The sequence below is a fragment of the Geobacter sp. genome (genome assembly GCA_009684525.1).
Classification (GTDB): domain Bacteria; phylum Desulfobacterota; class Desulfuromonadia; order Geobacterales; family DSM-12255; genus Geoanaerobacter.
In genome coordinates, this window is the sequence record WKKR01000008.1 from 59,623 (window position 1) to 78,147 (window position 18,525).

Genomic DNA, 18,525 nt, shown 5'->3' on the forward strand with positions numbered 1-18,525 from the left:
CCCGTTTCAGGTTGCGTGTTGTCCGCCTTGTCGGGCATGGAGCCTGGTGAGATGGAACCAGCACCAGGTGAGAAGGGCAGCTGCGAGCCTGCCGACGGTGTTGTCGATGAGCGGTTCGCCCAGGCGATCGTAGCGGCCCAGGAAACGGGCCGGCCCCTCCCCCGGACCCAGGCCGCGCCGGAAATCGCACCGGACGTCGAGGAAAAAGGCGAGCTGCCAGGCATTTCGCCGGACATAGGCGCCGGTGGCATACCAGAAGGCCAGGCGCCTCTTCAACGGCATCTGCCGGATGAGATCCGCGGTGGCATCCAGGAACGGGGTCAGGTCGAGCCCGGTGGCCTGGCTCTGGGGGCGGTAGAGACCGGCAGTGACGTGGAAGAACCGTTCCCACTCGAGGTGTGAGCAGTTCATCAGGATGGCGTTCATGACCTGACGCTGGTAGATTCCTTCGCTCTCGAAGCGGCGGGCCGAGGTGAGGATCTCGGCGGGGAGGAGCAGCCACTTCCCCTGTTCGCGGACCCGCTCAGCCAGAAGGGTTTCCGCCAGCATGGGGGGAAACGGGGGGAAGGGGCCGATCCGGTCGAAGAAGCTCCTGGCGATCAGAAACCCCTGGTCGCCGTGGGTGCACTCAGGCCGGTGGAGACGGGCCTTGCACTCGTAGAAATAGTAGGGAAGGGAGGGGGCTGTCGTGCTGCGCGAGAAGCGGAGCGCGAAATGGCCGGCAACCGCATCCCCCCCCAACTCGCCGCAGGCCGCGGCAAACCGGTCGAGCCCCTTTCTGAGGGCCTGGGGATCGGGAAATCGCGAGTCGGCATGGAGAAAGAGGAGGACCGGAGCACTGGCGACGCCTGCGCCGGCGTTCAACTGGGGACCGCGCCCTTTTTCGCCGCTGATGATGCTCACCTTCAGGCCGTACTGTTCGCCCAGGCGCTCTGCCGTGGCGACGGACCCGTCTCCGGAACCGCCATCGCTGACGACGATCTCGCACGAGACCTCCTGCTGGCTCGCCAGGGAGGCGAACAGGCCGGCAAGGGTAGCTGCCTCGTTGTAGACCGGGACGATGATCGTCAACTCCGGTGCTGGTGTGGGATGCTGCATGGCATGGTGCTCCGGTGAATGGCCTCAACTTTTTGCCGGGCTGACCGATACAAATCAGGTGTGCCGGTTCCGCGCCGTGTACCGCACTTTATAATGGAGCAGAGCCGCTCCTGACGTTCAGGAAGGAGTTACGCGTGGCTACCCCGAAGATTCTCCTGGTTGATGATGTCAAGCTCCTTCTGGAGTTGGAAAAGAGTTTTCTCAAGCACTCCGCTGTCCGGATACTGACCGCCACCAACGGGAAAGAGGCGTTGGAGGTCATTCGCAGGGAACGGCCGGACCTGGTCTACATGGACCTCAACATGCCGGTCATGGATGGCAGGGACTGCTGCGCCGCCATCAAGGCCGATCCGCTGCTCCGTTCCATCCCCGTCATCATGGTCACCACGGCGGGCAGCGCCTCGGACGAACAGCGCTGTCGCGATGCCGGGTGCGACGATTACCTGACCAAGCCGATCGACCGCCGCCTCTTCCTGGACAAGGGGCGCCGTTATGCGCCCGACATCGACCGCCGGGAACCGCGGGTCGCCTGTATGACGGAAGTGGCCATTGTCGGGGCAGGGTCGCTCGACAGCGCCGCCAGTTCCGACATCAGTCTGGGGGGGCTCTACCTGGCAACCGATCGCAACCCATCGTCGGATAAAGAGGTCCGGATCGCCTTCACCCTGCCGGGCACCAGCACCCGGATCGAGGCAAAGGGGCGCGTGGCCTGGATGAACACCGACCAGGAGCGAAAGAAGCCCCGGCTCCCCATCGGTTTCGGGCTTGAGTTCACCGAGATCGATACCGACGCCATCAAGGCGATCCGCTACTATGTGGACAAGCAGCGCACCGGGGGCTGACGGACCGCGCGCAAGCCCCGGCTTCGGCTAGGCAGCCGATTTCCTCACATCCACCTTGGTGTCGTAAAAGGTACTCCCCTCACCCATGTCGGTAAGCCGCTGGCTGGTCAGCGCGTTCACCGAGCGCGCCCCCGGCGCGAACTCCAGCCACCAGACCCCCTCGCTCACCACCACCCCCGTTGGGACCTGTTCCGTTACCTTCAACAGAAAGAGCACCTCCCCCCGGTCGTTCCAGGCCATGACCGCGTCATTGTCTGCCAGCCCCCTGTCTGCCGCGTCTGCCGGGTGCATCATCAGATACATCCCTTCCTGCCGGAGCCGGAGGTCGTCACGTTCGTAGAATGACGCATTGAGTGCAAAGAGGCTGGGTGCGCTCATCAGGCGGAACGGGTAGGCCGTGTCTGCCTCGTGGTGGGGGGGAAAATGGCGGATGAGCGGCTCGGAAAGGTGCGGGTTGTGGATCTCGATCCTGCCCGAGGGGGTGGCATAGGGCCTGGCCGGATCGTGCACCATGGACAGTTCCACGGCGCGCCCCGCATCAAGGGGGGTCAGGTCCACCCCTTCACGCCAGGGAGACGGGATGGCGAGGAGATGGTCGATCAAGGCGTCGGCGGTCTGCCCGAAGAACGGCTCCCGAAAGCCGAGCCGCTGTGCCAGCAGGGAGAAGACCTCCCAGTTGGACTTGCTCTCGCCGACCGGCGGGATGGCAGGCCAGGCGCGCTGGATGCAATAGTGGCCGTAGGAGCGGTAGATGTCGCTCTGTTCCAGCGAACTGGTGGCGGGAAGGACCAGGTCCGCGTAACGGGCCGTGTCGGTCAGGAAGCGTTCATGGACCACGGTGAAGAGGTCCTCCCGGGCAAGTCCCGCAAGAACGGCGTTCTGGTCCGGCGCAATGGCCGCCGGATTGGAGTGGTAGACGTAGAGGCTCATCACCGGCGGATCGTCGAGTTTTGTCAGGGCATGTCCGAGCTGGTTCATGTTGACGATCCTGGTCGGTTTGGGGAGGAAATCCTCGCGCACGACCTCTTTCATGGCAAAGGCGCCCGAGGTGGAGACGCCGCAGAGGCAGCCCCCGCCGTCGACGGCATAGGCCCCTACCAGCGCGGGAAGGGCGACGATGCAGCGGACGGTCATGGCGCCGTTGCCGTAGCGGGAAAGGCCGCTTCCCACGCGGATGAAGGGGGCCCTGGCCCTGCCGAAGGCTGCTGCCAGCTCTTCGATGTCCGGCTCCGGGATACCGGTGAGCGTGCTTACCCTGCGGGGGTGGTAGTCCGGGAGCACTCCCGCGGTCAGTTCGGCAAAGCCCTGAACCGACCTGGCCACGAAGCCCCGGTTCACCAGTCCGTCGCGCGCCAGGATGTGCATGATCCCGAGGCTGAGGGCCGCATCGCTGCCCGGCCTGACCAGGAGGGTCCGGTCTGCTGCCGCAGCGGTCGGGGTCCGGTAGGTGTCGATCAGCCAGACCCGTGCCCCTTTGCGACGGGCCTCGTTGACCCGGTTCAGGAAATGGACGCTGGTGGCAGCGGCATTGATCCCCCAGAGGATGATGAGGTCGCTTTTTGCCACACTGTCCGGGTGGGGTGCCGGCGTCTCTCCCATGACCGCCTGCCAGCCGGCATCCTTGGCCGGCGAACAGATGGTTCGCGCCAGCCGGGAGGCTCCCAGGCGATGGAAAAAGGGGTGGCCGCTGTTGCGCTGGACGATCCCCATGGTACCGGCATAGGAGTAGGGGAGGATCGCCTCGGCGCCGAAGCGGGCGATGATCTCCTGCCAGCGCTCGCAGATCAGGTCAAGCGCCTCGTCCCACGACACGGGCCGGAAATCGCCGCTCCCCTTGTTGCCACGACGGACGAGCGGGCTCGTCAGCCGGCGCGGCGAATGTACCGTTTCCTCGTACCGGTTCATCTTGACGCAGAGGGTGCCGCGGCTGTAGGGGTGGTCGGGATCGCCGGCTACCCGCACGGCCCGGTCGTTTTCCACGGTGACCAGCAGGCCGCAGGCGTCGGGGCAGTCGTAGGGGCAGACCGATCTCTTGATGCTCTGATCCATTGTTTCGTCTCCTTGCAGATGACCGACGCTTCCCAGTATAGCGGAAAAATGCCGCGTCGTCGTCGGGAAACAGCGTTTGTGTCCCGCTCGGCTGGGAGGCTTTTTGCTTGCCCGAACCGGTGCTTCCTGCTATATAATCCGGGGCAGAGGAGTGTATACACTGTTATCGCTCCGCAGAAAGGATTTACCATGGAACTGGATCGGGAACTGACCGCTCAGCTGAAGCGGGTGCTGACTTCCCTCGAACAGCTCCTTCCCCGGCCGGTGGGACGCATCGACTGGAAGGGGTGTTATGCCGCCAACTGGCACCGTCATTCCTTTGCCGGATACCTTGAGCCGCTGGACATGATCGAAGGGATCAGGCTGGACGATCTGCTCGGCATCGACAAGCAGAAACGGATGGTAGAGGAGAATACCCGGCAGTTCCTGGCCGGATTTCCCGCCAACAACATTCTCCTCTGGGGAACCCGCGGCACCGGCAAGTCGTCGCTGGTCAGGGCGCTGCTCAACCAGTACGCCGATGCGGGGCTCAGGGTGGTCCAGGTGGACAAGGACGACCTGGTGCACCTGCCCGACATCGTCGACGAGGTCAGGGAGCATCCCTACAAGTTCATCGTCTTCTCCGACGATCTCTCCTTCGAAACCGGCGAGTCGAGCTACAAGATGCTCAAAAGCGCCCTCGACGGCTCGGTCTATGCCCCGCCCCCCAATGTGCTGATCTACGTCACCTCCAACCGCCGTCACCTGTTGCCCGAGTACGAGAGCGACAATCGCGGCGCCATGCTGGTCAATAATGAGCTCCACCACGGCGAGGCGGTCGAGGAGAAGATCTCGCTGTCGGGCCGGTTCGGCCTCTGGGTCGGGTTCCACCCTTTCAGCCAGGACCAGTACCTGGAGGTGGTGCGCCAGTGGGTCGAATCCTACGGCCGAAAGCACGGGGTTACGGCCCCCTGGGACGATGACGCGCGTGAGGCGGCGATCCTCTGGTCCCAGAAGAAGGGGGACCGGAGCGGCAGGATCGCCAACCAGTTCGCCAGCGACTGGGTCGGGAAAAAACTGTTGAATATCGGCTCGTAGCCGAAGGCTGCGGGTCCCGGAATAGCCACGAATATGCAATCAAGGAGGAATTACCTATGAAAGCAGTCCTGATGGAGGGTTTTGGCGGCCTGGAAGTCCTGAAGGTCGGAGAGGCCGAGCGGCCCACGCCGGCGGAAGGGCAGGTCCTGGTAAAGGTGATGGCGACCAGCATCAACCGCCCCGACCTGGTACAGCGTGAAGGCAAGTATCCGCCGCCGCCGGGGGATTCGGTCATCCTCGGCCTGGAAGTGGCCGGGGTTATCGAGGAGCTCGGTCCCGGCGTCACCGGCTGGCAGAAGGGGGAGCGGGTCATGTCGCTGGTTGGTGGCGGCGGTTATGCCGAATATGCGGTTGCCTACGCCAGCCACCTGATGCGGATACCGGAAAGCATGAGCTTCGAGGAGGCGGCATGTGTCTGCGAATCCTACATCACCGCCTTCCTCAACGTCTTCATGATCGGCGGCCTGAAGGACAATAACACCACCATCCTGCATGGCGGCGGCGGCGGGGTGAACACCGCGGCCATCCAGCTCTGCAAGGCCCTGGTTCCCAATACCCGGATCATCGCCACTGCCAGCCCGGCCAAGATGCCCAAGGTCAAGGAGCTGGGGGCCGACCTGGTCATCGACTTCACTACCACCCCGGACTTCTCCGAGGCGGTCAAGGAATTCACCAACAAGAAGGGGGTGGATGTCATCCTCGATCATGTGGGTGCCAAGTACCTTGCCCCCAACATGAACTCCCTCGGTTATGCCGGCAGGCTGGTCATCATCGGCGTCATCAGCGGGATCAAGGCCGAGCTGAACCTGGCCCTGATGATGGTGAAGCGCCAGCAGATCATCGGCAGCGTGCTCCGTTCCCGTCCGGTAAGGGACAAGGGGGAGATCGTCGCCGAGTTCACGAAGACCGCGCTCCCCAAATTCGCCGACCGGACCATCGTGCCGATCATCGAGAAGGTCTTCACCATCGACCAGGTGGTGGAGGCGCACCGGATGATGGAAGAAGACAAGCACTTCGGCAAGATCGTCCTGAAGATCGGCGCCTGAGGGGGATCCGCACATGATAGCCCATATCGTTCTGTTCAAACTCAAGGAGGCGACTCCCGCAGGGATCGCCGAGGTCCGCGACAAGCTGCTCAGCATGGAGGGGAAGATCCCCATGCTCAGGCACCTGGAGGTCGGGGTGGACGTGATCCGCTCCGAACGCTCCTACGACGTTGCGCTCTACACCCGCTTCGACTCGATGCCTGACCTGCAGGCCTACCAGGTCCACCCCTACCATGCCGGCGAGGTGGTGCCGCTCATGAAGGCAGTCTGCAGTTCCATCATTGCCGTCGATTACGAGATGTAGCGTTACCTTCCGACCACGCAGTGAAACGGCCTGTTCCCGCAGGCCGTTTTTTTTATGCGCTCTCCCTCTGCTGCCGGAATTCCACGTGAATTTTTGGCATTGCACCAGTTCGCGCCGTTCTCCTCCTTCATTTCCTTCGGGGTGGGCACTATCCTGAACCGTCGGATGAAGCGTCGGATCCTGCTTCATGTCAACGAATCCTGCCGAATTGCGCTTTCACAGAAGCAGCGAAAATTTCCGCTTGACAAATTCAAATGGCCATTTTAAATTATCGATTAAAACACGTGATGCGCTGTGCCGGAGGAGACATGACACGGAAGAGATCTGTTGCAACCAAGGAGAAGCTGCTGGCAGCGGCCAGCGACGTCTTCCTCGAAAAGGGGTATCGCGATGCGACGGTGGCGGAGATCTGCGCCCGCGCCGAGGCCAACATCGCCTCGATCAATTACCATTTCGGCAGCAAGGAGACCCTCTACCAGGAGGCGTGGCGGCACTCCTTCGCCCAGTCGATCAAGGCCCATCCCCAGGACGGCGGGGTGAGCGAGGCTGCGCCGGCTGAGGAGCGGCTGCGGGGGCAGATGCGGGCACTGATCGAGCGGATCGCCGACGAGAACACCAAGGACTTCTTCATCTCCCAGATGGAGTTCGTCAATCCGACCGGGCTTCTGGCCGAGGTGATGCGGTCCGAATTCGTCCCGCTACGCGAAAAGACCCTGGCAGTGGTCCGGGAACTCCTGGGGCCGCAGGCGACGGAGCAGCAGGTTGCCTACTGCGAGACCTGCATCATCAGCATCTGTCTCCACCCGCTGCTGGTCCATCGAGTCCGCAAGAGAGCAAGGCAGGGCGATATGCCGGTGGTCATCGAAGACCTCGGCGACTTTGCCGACCATGTGACCACTTTCGCCCTGGCAGGGCTCGCCGCCGTGCGCGATCAGGCCCGGCAAGGAGAGGGACGCGCATGAACATTCCGCATCTTCGATACCTGCCGGTCGTGATGGCAACCCTCGGGCTTACCGCCTGCGTCACGGTCGGACCGGATTACAAGCCGGCAGCGACCGACCTGTCGGCCGGCTGGAGCCGGCTCGATCAGGCGGCACAGCCGGTGGCGATCGCCACGGAGACCGGCGATCTCAGCCAGTGGTGGCAACGCCTGAACGACCCGCTGCTGACCGGACTGGTGGAGGAGGCCCTGCAGACAAGCCTTGACCTGCGTAGCGCCCAGGCCAGGCTGCGCGAGGCCCGCGCTCGCCGCTCGGTTGCCACGGCCGACCGGTTCCCGAGCGTGACCGCATCCGGCAGCGCCAGCCGGAGCCGTTCAAGCGAGGATACCGGCAGCGGCAACACGAACAACCTGTTCAGTGTCGGTTTCGACGCCAGCTGGGAGCTGGACCTGTTCGGCGGCATCCGCCGCAGCGTCGAGGCTGCCACGGCCGACCTGGAGTCTTCGGCGGCAAGCCTGCAGGAGACCAGGGTTTCGCTGGCGGCCGAGGTGGCGCTGAACTACGTTGAGGTGCGTTCCCTGCAGACCCGGCTCGGCATTGCCAGTGCAAACCTCGCCAGTCAGACCGAAACGTTGCAGCTCACCGACTGGCGCGCCCAGGCCGGGCTCGTCAATAGCCAGGACGTAGAGCAGGCGCGAAGCCTTCGGGAACAGACCCGGGCCCAGATCCCCAGCCTGGAAATCAGCCTGGCAGAAGCGGAACACCGCCTGGATATCCTTCTGGGCAAGGTACCGGGGACGCTGCACCAGCGGCTCGCCGTAGCCGGCAGTCTGCCGGTTGTGCCCGACAGGGTCGCAGTGGGCATCCCGGCCGACACGCTTCGCCAGCGCCCCGACGTTCGGAAGGCGGAGCGGACCCTGGCGGCAGAAACCGCCCGTGTGGGTGTGGCCGAGGCAGCGCGCTATCCCACCTTTACGCTCTCGGGCTCCATCGGTCTCGAAGCGCTGACCGTGGGGGCGCTCGGCAACAGCGGCTCAGCCGCGTCGTCGCTCTTTGCCGGCATCACTGCCCCGGTCTTCAATGCCGGCAAGCTGCGCAACCAGGTGGAGATCCAGGATGCGGTGCGCGAGCAGGCCCAGGTGGCCTATGAACAGACCGTGCTCAGTGCGTTGCAGGACGTGGAAAACGGGCTGGTTGCCCTGGCCCGCACCCGCGAGCGGGGCGAGGCCCTGGCAAGCGCCGCCGAGTCAGCGCGGAATGCGTCGCAACTTGCGCGCCAGCGCTACGGCGCCGGCCTGATCGATTTCCAGTCGGTGCTCGACACCGAACGGAGCGTGCTCACCATCGAGGACAGCCTCGCCAGCACCCGCGCCGACGGCGTGCTGGCACTCATCCGTTTATACAAGGCGCTGGGCGGCGGCTGGTCGCCCCAGGCCGAAGCAGGCAAGGAGACCCCATGAACGAATCAACCACTCCTCAAAACGACCAGGGTGCTGCCCTGAAACAACTCATCGAGACCCGGCACGGCGGGCTGCTCTCACGCCGCTGGCTCTGGCTGGCCGCTGCGTTGCTGCTGATCGCCGCTGCAAGCATCTTCTTCTTTCGCTCCAACACGAAAGGGGCAACGCCGCGTTACACCACCGAACCGGCAGCGGTCGGCGGGCTGATCGTCAAGGTTTCGGCCACCGGCAACCTGCAGCCGACCAACAAGGTGGACGTGGGGAGCGAGCTCTCCGGCATCGTCGACAAGGTGTTCGTCGACGACAACGATCGGGTCAGGATGGGGCAGGTGCTGGCCCGCCTCGATCTCTCCAAGCTGCGGGACGCGGTGGCGAAGTCGCGCGCCAGCCTGGCTGCGGCCGAGGCTCAGGTTCTGCAGATGCAGGCCACGGTGACCGAGTCGCGCGCTGCACTGGCGCGGTACCGGCAGGTATCCCAGCTCTCCGGCGGCAAGGTGCCGTCCAGGAGCGAGATGGACACTGCCGAGGCCAACCTGAAGCGCGCCGAGGCCAACGAGGCCAATGCCCGCGCTAGCGTCACGCAGGCACGGGCCACGCTGCAATCGGACGAGACCAACCTCTCCAAGGCCAGCATCCGCTCCCCCATCAACGGCGTGGTGCTGAAGCGGAGCGTGGAGCCGGGGCAGACCGTGGCCGCTTCCTTCCAGGCACCGGTTCTGTTCACGCTGGCCGAAGATCTGGCAAAGATGGAGCTGCAGGTAGATGTGGACGAGGCCGATGTGGGGCAGGTAAAGGTCGGCCAAAAAGCTACGTTTACCGTCGATGCCTGGCCCGGCCGCCGGTATGATGCCGTCATCACCCGGGTCGGCTTTGGCTCCCAGGTAAAGGACGGTGTGATCTCCTACCTCACCGTGCTCCAGGTAGAGAACTCTGATCTCTCCCTGCGTCCCGGCATGACCGGCACCGCCGAGATCACCACCCTGACGCGCGACAATGCGCTGCTGGTGCCGAACGCTGCGCTCCGCTTCACCCCGGCGACGACTGCCGCAACGCAGAAAAAATCCGGGGGGAGTGTGGTGGGTGCGTTGATACCGCGGCCGCCGAGCCAGGCGCCAAAGGCCCTGGCAAAGGTCGAAGGGGGCATGCAGCGCGTCTGGGTGCTGCAAGACGGCCAGCCCGTAGCCGTCGAGGTCAAGACCGGCGCCAGCAACGGCCGAATGACCGAGATCGTCGGCGGATCGCTCAAGGCCGGCATGCAGGTGATCACCGAGGCGCTGGAGAGTTCGTCATGAGCGACATCCCCCTGATCAGGCTCTCCGGCATCACCAAGACCTATGGCCGCGGCCAGGCCGCCTTCCAGGCGTTGAAGGGGATCGACCTGGCCATCGAATCGGGCGATTTCGTCGCCATCATGGGGCACAGCGGTTCCGGCAAGTCGACCACGATGAATATCCTCGGCTGCCTCGACACGCCCACCAGCGGCAGCTACGAATTCCAGGGGGTGCGGGTGGAAGAGCTGCAGCGCAACCAGCGGGCGCTCCTGCGGCGCCATTATCTCGGCTTCGTGTTCCAGGGGTTCAACCTGCTGTCGCGCACCACCGCGCTGGAGAACGTCGAACTGCCGCTGATCTATCGCGGCGAGGCCGCAGCCTCCCGCCATGCCGCGGCGCGCGAGGCTTTAAGGCAGGTGGGCCTGCAGGAATGGGAGCACCATACCCCGGCCGAGCTGTCCGGCGGGCAGCAGCAGCGGGTCGCCATTGCCCGCGCCATCGTCACCCGGCCCGCGGTGCTCCTGGCCGACGAGCCGACCGGTAACCTGGACACCCGCACCAGCCAGGAAATCATGGAACTGATCGGTACGTTTAACCGTGAGCAGGGCATCACCGTGCTCATGGTCACCCACGAGCCCGACATCGCGGCATATGCCAAACGGGTCATCCGTTTTGTCGACGGCCGGGTGGAGAGCGACCGTCGGAACGGGGAGGCTGCCTGATGCTCTGGAATACGCTGCTGCTCTCGATGCGCGCCATCCGGCGCAACCTGCTCCGTTCGTTCCTCACCATTCTCGGTATCGTCATCGGCGTCGCCGCCGTCATCACCATGGTCACGCTTGGCAACGGCGCCACCAGGTCCGTGTCCGACCAGATTTCCAGCATGGGGAGCAATCTGCTGATGGTGATTCCGGGCCAGCGATTCGGCCCTGGCTCCGATGGGGCGCCCAAATTCAAAAGCGCCGATGTCGAGGCCATCCGCAACCAGATCACCGCTGCCGAAAAGGTTGCGCCGGTGGTCAGCAAAACCGTGACCACCGTCTACCAGGCCAATAACTGGTCCACGGTCATCAGCGGCAGCAATAGCGACTATTTCCAGGCCGGCAACTGGGAGCTGGCTGCAGGCAGGAGCTTCAACGAGGCTGAAGAACGTTCCGGCAAGGCGGTCTGCGTCATCGGCGAGACCGTGCGCACCAAGCTGTTCGGTCGGCAGAACCCGGTGGGGAGCGAAATCCGGATCAAGCAGTTCTCGTGCGAGGTGATCGGCCTGCTCAAGTCCAAGGGGCAGTCGGCCATGGGCTCGGACCAGGACGATACCGTGGTGATGCCGATTCGTACCGTGCAGCGCCGCCTCACCGGCACTCAGGATATCGGTCGGTTGACCGTCTCGGTGAAGGATGGCGCATCCATCGATGGGGTGAAGAAGCAGCTTACCCTGCTGATGCGCGAGCGGCGCAACATCGGCGAGAACGAGGAGGACGACTTCCGCGTCATGGATACCCGGCAGATCGCCGAAACCCTCACCAGCACCACCAAGATCCTTACCATGCTGCTCGGTGCGGTGGCTGCGGTGAGCCTGCTGGTGGGGGGCATCGGCATCATGAACATCATGCTGGTGTCGGTCACCGAGCGGACCCGCGAGATCGGCATCCGTCTCGCCATAGGCGCGCTGGAACGGGAGGTGCTGCTGCAGTTCCTCATCGAGGCAGTGGTCCTGTCGAGCCTCGGCGGTGTGGTCGGCATAGCTCTGGCAACCGGAGCCTCCATCGTCCTTGCCGGCCTCATGGGGGTGCCCTACCAGTTCTACGTCGGCATCAACCTTCTCTCCTTCATCTTTTCCGCCGCCATCGGCGTGATCTTCGGCTATTTCCCGGCGCGCCGGGCAGCCGGGCTCAATCCGATCGACGCGCTGCGGTACGAGTGAAAACGACCATGGCAATACGGTCTGGCAGGATTAACGCTGGGGTCTTGCCGGCGACGGCGAGGTTCTGAATGAACCGGGTATGCAACCACATCCCACGTCTGCTGAAACTCGCAGGCCCCATGATCCTTTCCTCCTCGGCGATCACGATCATGCAGATCATCGATGCCATTGTGCTGTCGCGGCATTCCAGCGAGGCGGTTGCGGCGATCGGGCCTGCCGGCCTGGCGGTGATCCTGTTCCAGGGGGTTCTGTTCGGGACTGCCGGCTATGCGGGCACGTTTGTGGCGCACAACCACGGCCGAGGAGACAAACGGGGCGTCCGGAGATCCGCCTGGCTCGGCATCCAAACCGCGCTGATTTCCGGGATCGTGGCCCTTGCGGTCGCGTGGCCGATTTCGCAACTGTTCCAGCTGGCAGGACACGAACCGCTAGTCGCCCATGACGAACGGCTCTATTTCCAGATATGTATGGCCGGCTCGTTTTTCCCGGTTTTTGGCTCAGCCTTGGCAGGCTGGCTTTCGGGGATTGGCAGACCCGTCCTTGTCACGGGGGTGACCTTCATCTCGTTTGTGGTCAATGCGCTGTTGGCCTGGGGACTGGTCCTGGGGGAATGGGGGCTGCCGCGCATGGGAATCGCCGGGGCAGCGCTGGCGACCGTTGCCGCGCAGACGGTGGCAGCAATCCTCTGTGCGCTCCTGTTCGCGCGGGCTGGTGGATTTTCCGACTCCATTGCCCGTCGGTTCGAGTGGGCGGAGTTCCGCCGTTTCCTGTCGCTTGCCGCGCCGTTCGGGCTGCGGATCAGCGGGGAACTGCTGGCATGGACGCTGTTTCTGGTGGTGGTGGGGAGGTTGGGAACCGTAGAGCTGGCTGCATCCAGCATCGCCTTCCGGATCAACGGCGCGGCATTCTTCCCGGCTCTCGGGCTCGGTCAGGCAGCGGGGATTCTGGTGGGACACGCTCGCGGCGCCGGCAGGGACGACGACATCCCGGCCATTGCCTGGCAGGCGCTGGCGGTCTGCGAGATCTGGATGCTGACGATGGCGATCCTGTTCGCGACCGCTTCGGTGCCCCTGGTGACGGTATTTGCGGGCAATGGCCCTGAAAGCGCGCGGATCGTCGAGACCGGGGCACTGATTCTGAAATTCGTGGCCTTCTATTGCATATTCGATGCGGCGAATGTTATGATCGGCTGCGTCCTGGCTTCAGCAGGAGATACCCATTGGATCGCCCGCGCCTTCATTGCCTGTTCCGGCGTATTTCTCGGCCTGCTCTGGCTGATCGATCGGGTGATGCCCGGCCTGATGGCGGAATGGTCGCTTGCCACGCTTTTCGTCTTCGCCACAGCGGTGATCTGGTCGCTCCGCTTTCATGCCGGCAGATGGAGAAAGGTGCAACTGCTGCGAAAATCGGAGATCGCTGAAATCCGCACGTAAATCAGGTCCGGATCGGCCGGGGCATGCAGTTCACTCCACCCGGCCCACCTTAAGCGCCAACGGCCAGCGCACGGTCCGCTTGACCGTACCATCCCCCCAGGCCGTTTCCAGTTCCTTCCTGACCAGCTCCAGCGGATCGGTCCCATGTGCATGGATGAAGCCGCGCACGGCGGACCAGGTGCCGAGATAACCCATCAGGCGATTGAGGGTCCAGTGATCTTTCATGGTCAGCGCCGGCGGATCGAGCAGAGGGAAGGGGAAGGGGAGATCCGCGTACCCGCTGTCCACGTGGTGGCGCTCCGGCGGCCAGAAGGGACCGACGATCTCGCTGTGGAGCGAGCGGATGACCCGGTCGATCCCCGGCGAGATCTCCAGCAGGCCGTAGCTTATGGCGGCAATGACCCCGTTGGGGCGCAGGACGCGTCGCACTTCGCCATAGAAGAGGTCGAGGTCGAACCAGTGCATAGCCTGGGCAGCGACCACCAGGTCGGCGCACCGGTCGGCCAGCGGGGCAGCTTCTGACAGCGCTGCCAGATAGGTGATGCGGGGATTGAGCTGGGCCTGGAGCAACTGGGGGATGCTCTGGTCGGTGGCGACGACCCTGTCGAACCAGCCGGCCAGCCCGCTGGTGAACTGGCCGCTGCCGCAGCCGCAGTCCCATGCCAGGGCGCGGCCCGGCGACCGCGATGCCAGGAAGCCGATGAGCGCGGGCGGATAGACCGGCCGGAACGCATGATAGGCCGCGGCCTGTTCGGAAAAATGGTTGGTGCTGTGGATGGGTGTCATGGCCGGTGAGAGGTGTGTGAAGGGTCCCGGTTGCTGCCGGGACCCTTCGCCTTGGCTAGTGTTTGTACGTCTTGGCGCTGTGGCAGGTCATCTTGCAGCTGCCTCCCCTGATGTCCGGAGTAAAGTTGAGCATGATCGTCATGTTGTCCTTGCCGATGACGGACTCGGGGAACAGCTTGGCCTGCGGCGAGGCGTGGGGGTTGTGGCACATGCGACAGGTGACATTGGCCCCCTTGACGTGCAGGGCATGCAGGTTGGTCTTGCCGTCGCGGAAGCGCGTGTCTGTGTTGTTTTCTTCCTGGGTGTAGGCTGCCTTGTCATGGCAACTGATGCAGAGGGCATAGGTCGTGTCGGTATATGGTGCCTCCGGTACCATGGCATATGGCATTTTCAGGAGCTTGCCGGTATCGGCGCCATGCACGTCGTGGCAGACGTCGCATTCGCAGGCTCTGACCGGCATGTGTACCGAGACCCCTTGGGCGATCTTGGGATCGTGGCATTCGAGGCACATCGGTTTTGTCTTGAATTTCAGCAGGCTCCTCGTGTCGGACTGGTGCGGCAGGTGACAGTCCGAACAGCGGCCTGCGATGACCGGTTCGTGGGTTGAAGGCTTCTGGTAGTTTTTCTTGTCGTGACAGAGGAAGCAGAGCTCCGTGGGGGAAGCCTTCAGCAGCTTTTTATGGTCGGAGCCATGCACGTTGTGGCAGCCGGAACAGTCTTTATCGAAGACCGGCACGTGGACCGATTTCCCCTTGGAGATGCCGCTGTCGTGGCATTCATAGCAGATGAGCTCCTTGGTCGGCTTGATAAGGTTGGCAACCGTCGACTGGTGCGGGACGTGGCAGTCGGTGCATCTCCCCGCGGCAACCGGCTCATGGGGGACCGGTTTGGTGAACATCTGCCGCTCGTGGCACTTGAAGCAGAAGTCGGCCGGGGCTGCGCGGAGCAGTTTTTTGTAGGGGGAGACGTGCGGGGCATGGCATCCGCTGCAATCATTGTTCTTGATCGGCCCGTGAACGCTCTTCTGCTCGTTGAGAGGATCGTGGCAGTCGTAGCAGAGGGCAGCGCCCGGCTTCTTGACCCCGTTCAACTCCTTGTTCGTCTGGTGCGCGTTGCCGCCCGATTTGTGGCAGGCAACACAGTCCTTGTCAGCCACCGGGGCATGAACATAGGTGCCGATAATCTTGCTTTTGTGGCACATATAGCACGGCTTGTCCGCGCCGGTGCCCATGGCCGGGAGCAGGAAGACGCAGAACATCAGCACAACGGCTCTGATCGCAGTTTGAGGAGCTTTCATCAGCATATCACTTTCCTTTCTTGCAGTGATGAATCATAATTATAGAGTATCAACCGTGTTTTGCCACAAGCCAATGATATTTTCCCAATCATTACGATTTAATGCTGACGGTGCGCGGCTTAGAATACACTAAAGGAGAGACTATGACAACGGACAACAATGAGAATTTGCATGGAGAAGAGGAAGATTTTGCCGCGCTGCTGGCAGGAAGCGAGCGGGCACTGACCCGCTTCGCCCCCGGACAGAAGATTGCGGCCCTGGTGATCAAGGTCAGCAACGACTGGATCTTCATCGATACCGGCACCAAGGGGGAAGGGGTCCTGGACCGGAAAGAGTTCCTGGCTGACGACGGTTCGCTGACCATTGCCGAGGGGGATACGGTCACTGCCTGGTTCGTGGGGAGCCAGCATGGCGAGATGCGCTTCACCACACGGCTCGACGGTTCGGCCGGCGGCAGCGGCCAGCTTGAGGATGCCTGGCGGGGGGGGATCCCGGTGCAGGGCCTGGTGGAAAAAGAGATCAAGGGGGGCTTCGAGGTCAAGATCGGCGGCAGTCACCGCGCCTTCTGCCCGTTTTCGCAGACAGGACTCAGACGCGACGAAGGAGCGGAACAGTTTATCGGCAGCCACCACCAGTTCCGCATAACCGAGTACCGTGAGAACGGGCGCAGCATCGTTGTTTCCCGCAGGGTATTGCTCGAAGAGGAGCGCCAGGCAAAGCGCGAGGCTGCATGGGATACTATCCGGGAAGGGGAGGTGATGAGCGGCACCGTGGCCTCTCTCCGTGATTTCGGAGCCTTTGTCGACCTCGGCGGCATAGAGGGGTTGATCCCGATGTCGGAACTGGGGTGGAAGCGGGTAAAGGATGCCGCAGAGGTGCTCAGTGCCGGCCAGCAGGTGAAGGTGCTGGTAAAGAAGGTCGATCGTGAAGCCGGCAAGATATCTCTCAGCCTGCGCGACACCCTGGCCGATCCCTGGGAGACGGCGTCGGCACGGTTCGTTGAAGGGACATATGTCGCGGGTGTCGTATCCCGTTTGGCGAATTTCGGCGCTTTTGTCACCCTGGCGGACGGGATCGACGGCCTTGTTCCGATCTCGCGTCTTGGCGGCGGCAAACGGATCAATCATCCGCGCGAGGTGCTCAAGGAAGGGGAACCGATAGAGGTGAAGGTGGAGAGCGTTGATCGTGCTGCCCGCAGGATATCCCTGTCGCTCGGGGCTTTAGGTCGGGCGGCGGAAGAGGAGGAGAGCGATCTTGCCTCATTCCGGCAGCAGGCGGCAGAGGGGTCGTCGAAATCCCTCGGTTCGCTGGGAGAGCTGCTCAAGGCCAAGCTGAAAAAGTAGAGGCGGTTTCCCGGTTCAGAGGCTACAGATAGGTGCGGAGCATCAGTTCGGTCGGGTGGGGCTCCAGGTAGAGCTGCCCCTTGAGGTAGGTCTGTCCGTACCGGGCTACATAGTGGCGCAGGAGCACCAGCGGCACCACCAGCGGCACGAGCCGCTCATGGTACTGCCGGATAACCTCCAGGAGCTCTCCCTTTTCCCAGGGGGAGAGCTCCTTCTTGAAGTAGCCCATAATGTGCTGGAGCACGTTGACGTTCTTGGCCACGGTGGCGTGCAGCGACATCCCTTTCATCAGCAGTTCCTCGTAGCGGTCGAACAGTTCTTCCCGCTCCATCCCTTTGCCCGTTGCCACCAGCTGTCCCATCTGCCGGTAGATTTCCGGGCTGTGGGCCATCATCAGCAGCTTGTGGCCGGTATGAAAGGCCACCAGCTCTCCCAGGTCGCGCGGTGACCGGCGGAACTCCTGCCAGCGGTGCATGGCAAAGACCCGCTCCAGGAAGTTCTCCCTGAGCACCGGGTCGGCCAAGCGTCCCTCCTCCTCCACCGGCAGCAGGGGGAATCGTGCCGTAACCGCTGCGGCAAAGAGCCCCTGTCCGCTTCTGGCGGGCATCCCCGCATTGTAGACCTTGACCCGGAACAGGCCCGAACTCGGCGAGCCTTTCTTGAAGATGAAACCGCACAGATTTTCGCCCGCCAACTCCGCCACTTTTCTCTGGCAGAACGTTTCCATCTGCTGCGTCAGGTCGCGCCGGCTCCGGATCGCCACCAGACGGGGCGCTGCGGGGTCACCTTCCAGGTGCATCGCCTCACGCGGGACCGGCAGCCCACACTCCACTTCAGGGCAGACCGGGACAAACCGGAAGAACCTTCCCAGGGTGTCGGTGAGGTAGCGGTCGTGCTTGTGGCCGCCGTCGTAGCGGACCTTTTCCCCCAGGAGGCAGCTGCTGATGCCGACGGCAATGGGTGCGAGTGCGCTCATTCCCGCACAAAGGTGTCCATGTCGGACTCGTCGACCATCTTCATGATCCGGGCATACTCCGCCTCGATCATCAGGTAATGGTTGTGGGTTTCCCGAGCGTTCAGCTCGAAGATCTCCCGTACCGCCGGTTCCTTGATCCTGGCCGCGGTTTCCCGCAGGCTCTTCTCCAGGGTCTGTTCGTTGGACATGGCGAGTTCCAGGGCCTTCTGCTCGTTGACCTCCTGGCCCAGGAGCTTGTCGAGGGCCGCGAGCCAGCCTGCCCGGTTGTCCGGCTCCATGTCCATGAATGCGGCAAACGAGGGGATGTCGGTCCCGGTGTAGATCTTGTAAAACATCTCGGCATGGCCGCGCTCTTCGCCTGCCAGGACCGTGAAGACCCGTCGTGCCTCGGCATCCTTCATCTGGCCGGCGCCGAGCTGGTAGAACTGCATGGCACTCCGCTCGGTCTGCAGCGACCTTCGGACCGCTTCCTGGATATCGCTATCGTTCATGACATGCTCCTTTCGTGGAAACGTACCTCTGTGTCCTTTCCTAATACAGTAGCCGAAATTGCCGTGGAGTCAATTGCTTCCGCTGGCAAGCATCTCCGTTTGACAAGGAGGTGCCGTCTGCCTTATAACTTAATGAAGAGCTTTCCCAGTTCGTACGGTCGGACCTGACCGGTCCGCCGAAACCCAA

Annotated in this window: 17 protein-coding genes; 11 read left to right on the forward strand and 6 right to left on the reverse strand. The window is 63.2% G+C overall.

Features of this window, described 5'->3' with window-relative positions:
• Positions 1–6: 6 nt before the first annotated feature.
• Positions 7–1,098: a glycosyltransferase gene (locus GJT30_18405; protein ID MSM41592.1), complete on the reverse strand. Its 1,092-nt coding sequence runs from the start codon at positions 1,096–1,098 to the stop codon at positions 7–9.
• Between the two features lie 134 nt (positions 1,099–1,232).
• Between GJT30_18405 and GJT30_18410 the strand changes: the two genes are divergently transcribed.
• Positions 1,233–1,940 carry a response regulator gene (locus GJT30_18410; protein ID MSM41593.1) on the forward strand — a complete coding sequence of 236 codons (708 nt, stop codon included), beginning with the start codon at positions 1,233–1,235 and terminating at the stop codon, positions 1,938–1,940.
• 27 nt (positions 1,941–1,967) lie between these two features.
• On the opposite strand, the gene GJT30_18415 is transcribed toward GJT30_18410, so the two are convergent.
• Positions 1,968–3,989, reverse strand: a complete 2,022-nt coding sequence (locus GJT30_18415; protein ID MSM41594.1) for a molybdopterin-dependent oxidoreductase — start codon at positions 3,987–3,989, stop codon at positions 1,968–1,970.
• A 189-nt stretch (positions 3,990–4,178) separates the two neighbouring features.
• Between GJT30_18415 and GJT30_18420 the strand changes: the two genes are divergently transcribed.
• The 9 genes from GJT30_18420 (at position 4,179) to GJT30_18460 (ending at position 13,445) form a co-directional block, all read left to right on the forward strand.
• Entirely contained in the window at positions 4,179–5,066 is an 888-nt protein-coding gene (locus GJT30_18420) for a DUF815 domain-containing protein (protein ID MSM41595.1), read from the forward strand.
• Positions 5,067–5,122: 56 nt separating this feature from the next.
• Positions 5,123–6,112, forward strand: a complete 990-nt coding sequence (locus GJT30_18425; protein ID MSM41596.1) for a zinc-binding dehydrogenase — start codon at positions 5,123–5,125, stop codon at positions 6,110–6,112.
• A gap of 13 nt (positions 6,113–6,125) precedes the next feature.
• Complete coding sequence (locus GJT30_18430) at positions 6,126–6,416, forward strand: Dabb family protein (GenBank protein ID MSM41597.1); 291 nt, start codon at positions 6,126–6,128, stop codon at positions 6,414–6,416.
• 308 nt (positions 6,417–6,724) lie between these two features.
• Positions 6,725–7,378, forward strand: a complete 654-nt coding sequence (locus tag GJT30_18435; protein MSM41598.1) for a DUF1956 domain-containing protein — start codon at positions 6,725–6,727, stop codon at positions 7,376–7,378.
• Positions 7,375–8,817: an efflux transporter outer membrane subunit gene (locus GJT30_18440; GenBank protein MSM41599.1), complete on the forward strand. Its 1,443-nt coding sequence runs from the start codon at positions 7,375–7,377 to the stop codon at positions 8,815–8,817. The genes GJT30_18435 and GJT30_18440 overlap by 4 nt, the downstream gene beginning before the upstream one ends.
• Positions 8,814–10,109: an efflux RND transporter periplasmic adaptor subunit gene (locus GJT30_18445; protein ID MSM41600.1), complete on the forward strand. Its 1,296-nt coding sequence runs from the start codon at positions 8,814–8,816 to the stop codon at positions 10,107–10,109. The genes GJT30_18440 and GJT30_18445 overlap by 4 nt, the downstream gene beginning before the upstream one ends.
• Positions 10,106–10,810 (forward strand): ATP-binding cassette domain-containing protein, encoded by a 705-nt coding sequence (locus GJT30_18450; GenBank protein ID MSM41601.1) that lies wholly within the window; start codon positions 10,106–10,108, stop codon positions 10,808–10,810. Before GJT30_18445 ends, GJT30_18450 begins: the two co-directional genes overlap by 4 nt.
• The gene (locus tag GJT30_18455) at positions 10,810–12,012 is read left to right on the forward strand and encodes an FtsX-like permease family protein (protein ID MSM41602.1); all 1,203 of its coding nucleotides are present in this window, start codon (positions 10,810–10,812) and stop codon (positions 12,010–12,012) included. Before GJT30_18450 ends, GJT30_18455 begins: the two co-directional genes overlap by 1 nt.
• A 68-nt stretch (positions 12,013–12,080) precedes the next feature.
• Positions 12,081–13,445 (forward strand): MATE family efflux transporter, encoded by a 1,365-nt coding sequence (locus tag GJT30_18460; protein ID MSM41603.1) that lies wholly within the window; start codon positions 12,081–12,083, stop codon positions 13,443–13,445.
• Between the two features lie 30 nt (positions 13,446–13,475).
• Here the strand turns inward: GJT30_18460 and GJT30_18465 are convergent, their stop codons facing one another.
• Both GJT30_18465 and GJT30_18470 read right to left on the reverse strand, forming a co-directional pair.
• Positions 13,476–14,231, reverse strand: coding sequence for a methyltransferase domain-containing protein (locus GJT30_18465; protein MSM41604.1), 756 nt, complete (start codon positions 14,229–14,231; stop codon positions 13,476–13,478).
• A 55-nt stretch (positions 14,232–14,286) separates the two neighbouring features.
• On the reverse strand, positions 14,287–15,534 hold the full coding sequence (locus GJT30_18470; GenBank protein MSM41605.1) for a hypothetical protein: 1,248 nt from the start codon (positions 15,532–15,534) through the stop codon (positions 14,287–14,289).
• A 137-nt stretch (positions 15,535–15,671) separates the two neighbouring features.
• On the opposite strand from GJT30_18470, the gene rpsA reads away from it, so the two are divergent.
• A complete protein-coding gene (rpsA, locus tag GJT30_18475) occupies positions 15,672–16,871 on the forward strand; it encodes a 30S ribosomal protein S1 (GenBank protein ID MSM41606.1) in 1,200 nt (399 codons plus the stop codon).
• Positions 16,872–16,893: 22 nt separating this feature from the next.
• Here the strand turns inward: rpsA and GJT30_18480 are convergent, their stop codons facing one another.
• On the reverse strand, positions 16,894–17,847 hold the full coding sequence (locus GJT30_18480) for a DUF1722 domain-containing protein (protein ID MSM41607.1): 954 nt from the start codon (positions 17,845–17,847) through the stop codon (positions 16,894–16,896).
• A complete protein-coding gene (locus GJT30_18485; GenBank protein ID MSM41608.1) occupies positions 17,844–18,338 on the reverse strand; it encodes a ferritin in 495 nt (164 codons plus the stop codon). The genes GJT30_18480 and GJT30_18485 overlap by 4 nt, the downstream gene beginning before the upstream one ends.
• Between the last annotated feature and the right edge of the window lie 187 nt (positions 18,339–18,525).

Coding starts and splice junctions, on each gene's coding strand:
- GJT30_18425 (MSM41596.1), top strand. CDS start 5,123: ATGAAAGCAGTCCTGATGGAGGGTTTTGGCGGCCTGGAAGTCCTGAAG.
- GJT30_18420 (MSM41595.1), top strand. CDS start 4,179: ATGGAACTGGATCGGGAACTGACCGCTCAGCTGAAGCGGGTGCTGACT.
- GJT30_18450 (MSM41601.1), top strand. CDS start 10,106: ATGAGCGACATCCCCCTGATCAGGCTCTCCGGCATCACCAAGACCTAT.
- GJT30_18485 (MSM41608.1), bottom strand. CDS start 18,338: ATGAACGATAGCGATATCCAGGAAGCGGTCCGAAGGTCGCTGCAGACC.
- GJT30_18440 (MSM41599.1), top strand. CDS start 7,375: ATGAACATTCCGCATCTTCGATACCTGCCGGTCGTGATGGCAACCCTC.
- GJT30_18465 (MSM41604.1), bottom strand. CDS start 14,231: ATGACACCCATCCACAGCACCAACCATTTTTCCGAACAGGCCGCGGCC.
- GJT30_18405 (MSM41592.1), bottom strand. CDS start 1,098: ATGCAGCATCCCACACCAGCACCGGAGTTGACGATCATCGTCCCGGTC.
- GJT30_18435 (MSM41598.1), top strand. CDS start 6,725: ATGACACGGAAGAGATCTGTTGCAACCAAGGAGAAGCTGCTGGCAGCG.
- GJT30_18415 (MSM41594.1), bottom strand. CDS start 3,989: ATGGATCAGAGCATCAAGAGATCGGTCTGCCCCTACGACTGCCCCGAC.
- GJT30_18445 (MSM41600.1), top strand. CDS start 8,814: ATGAACGAATCAACCACTCCTCAAAACGACCAGGGTGCTGCCCTGAAA.
- GJT30_18460 (MSM41603.1), top strand. CDS start 12,081: ATGAACCGGGTATGCAACCACATCCCACGTCTGCTGAAACTCGCAGGC.
- GJT30_18430 (MSM41597.1), top strand. CDS start 6,126: ATGATAGCCCATATCGTTCTGTTCAAACTCAAGGAGGCGACTCCCGCA.
- GJT30_18455 (MSM41602.1), top strand. CDS start 10,810: ATGCTCTGGAATACGCTGCTGCTCTCGATGCGCGCCATCCGGCGCAAC.
- GJT30_18470 (MSM41605.1), bottom strand. CDS start 15,534: ATGCTGATGAAAGCTCCTCAAACTGCGATCAGAGCCGTTGTGCTGATG.
- rpsA (MSM41606.1), top strand. CDS start 15,672: ATGACAACGGACAACAATGAGAATTTGCATGGAGAAGAGGAAGATTTT.
- GJT30_18480 (MSM41607.1), bottom strand. CDS start 17,847: ATGAGCGCACTCGCACCCATTGCCGTCGGCATCAGCAGCTGCCTCCTG.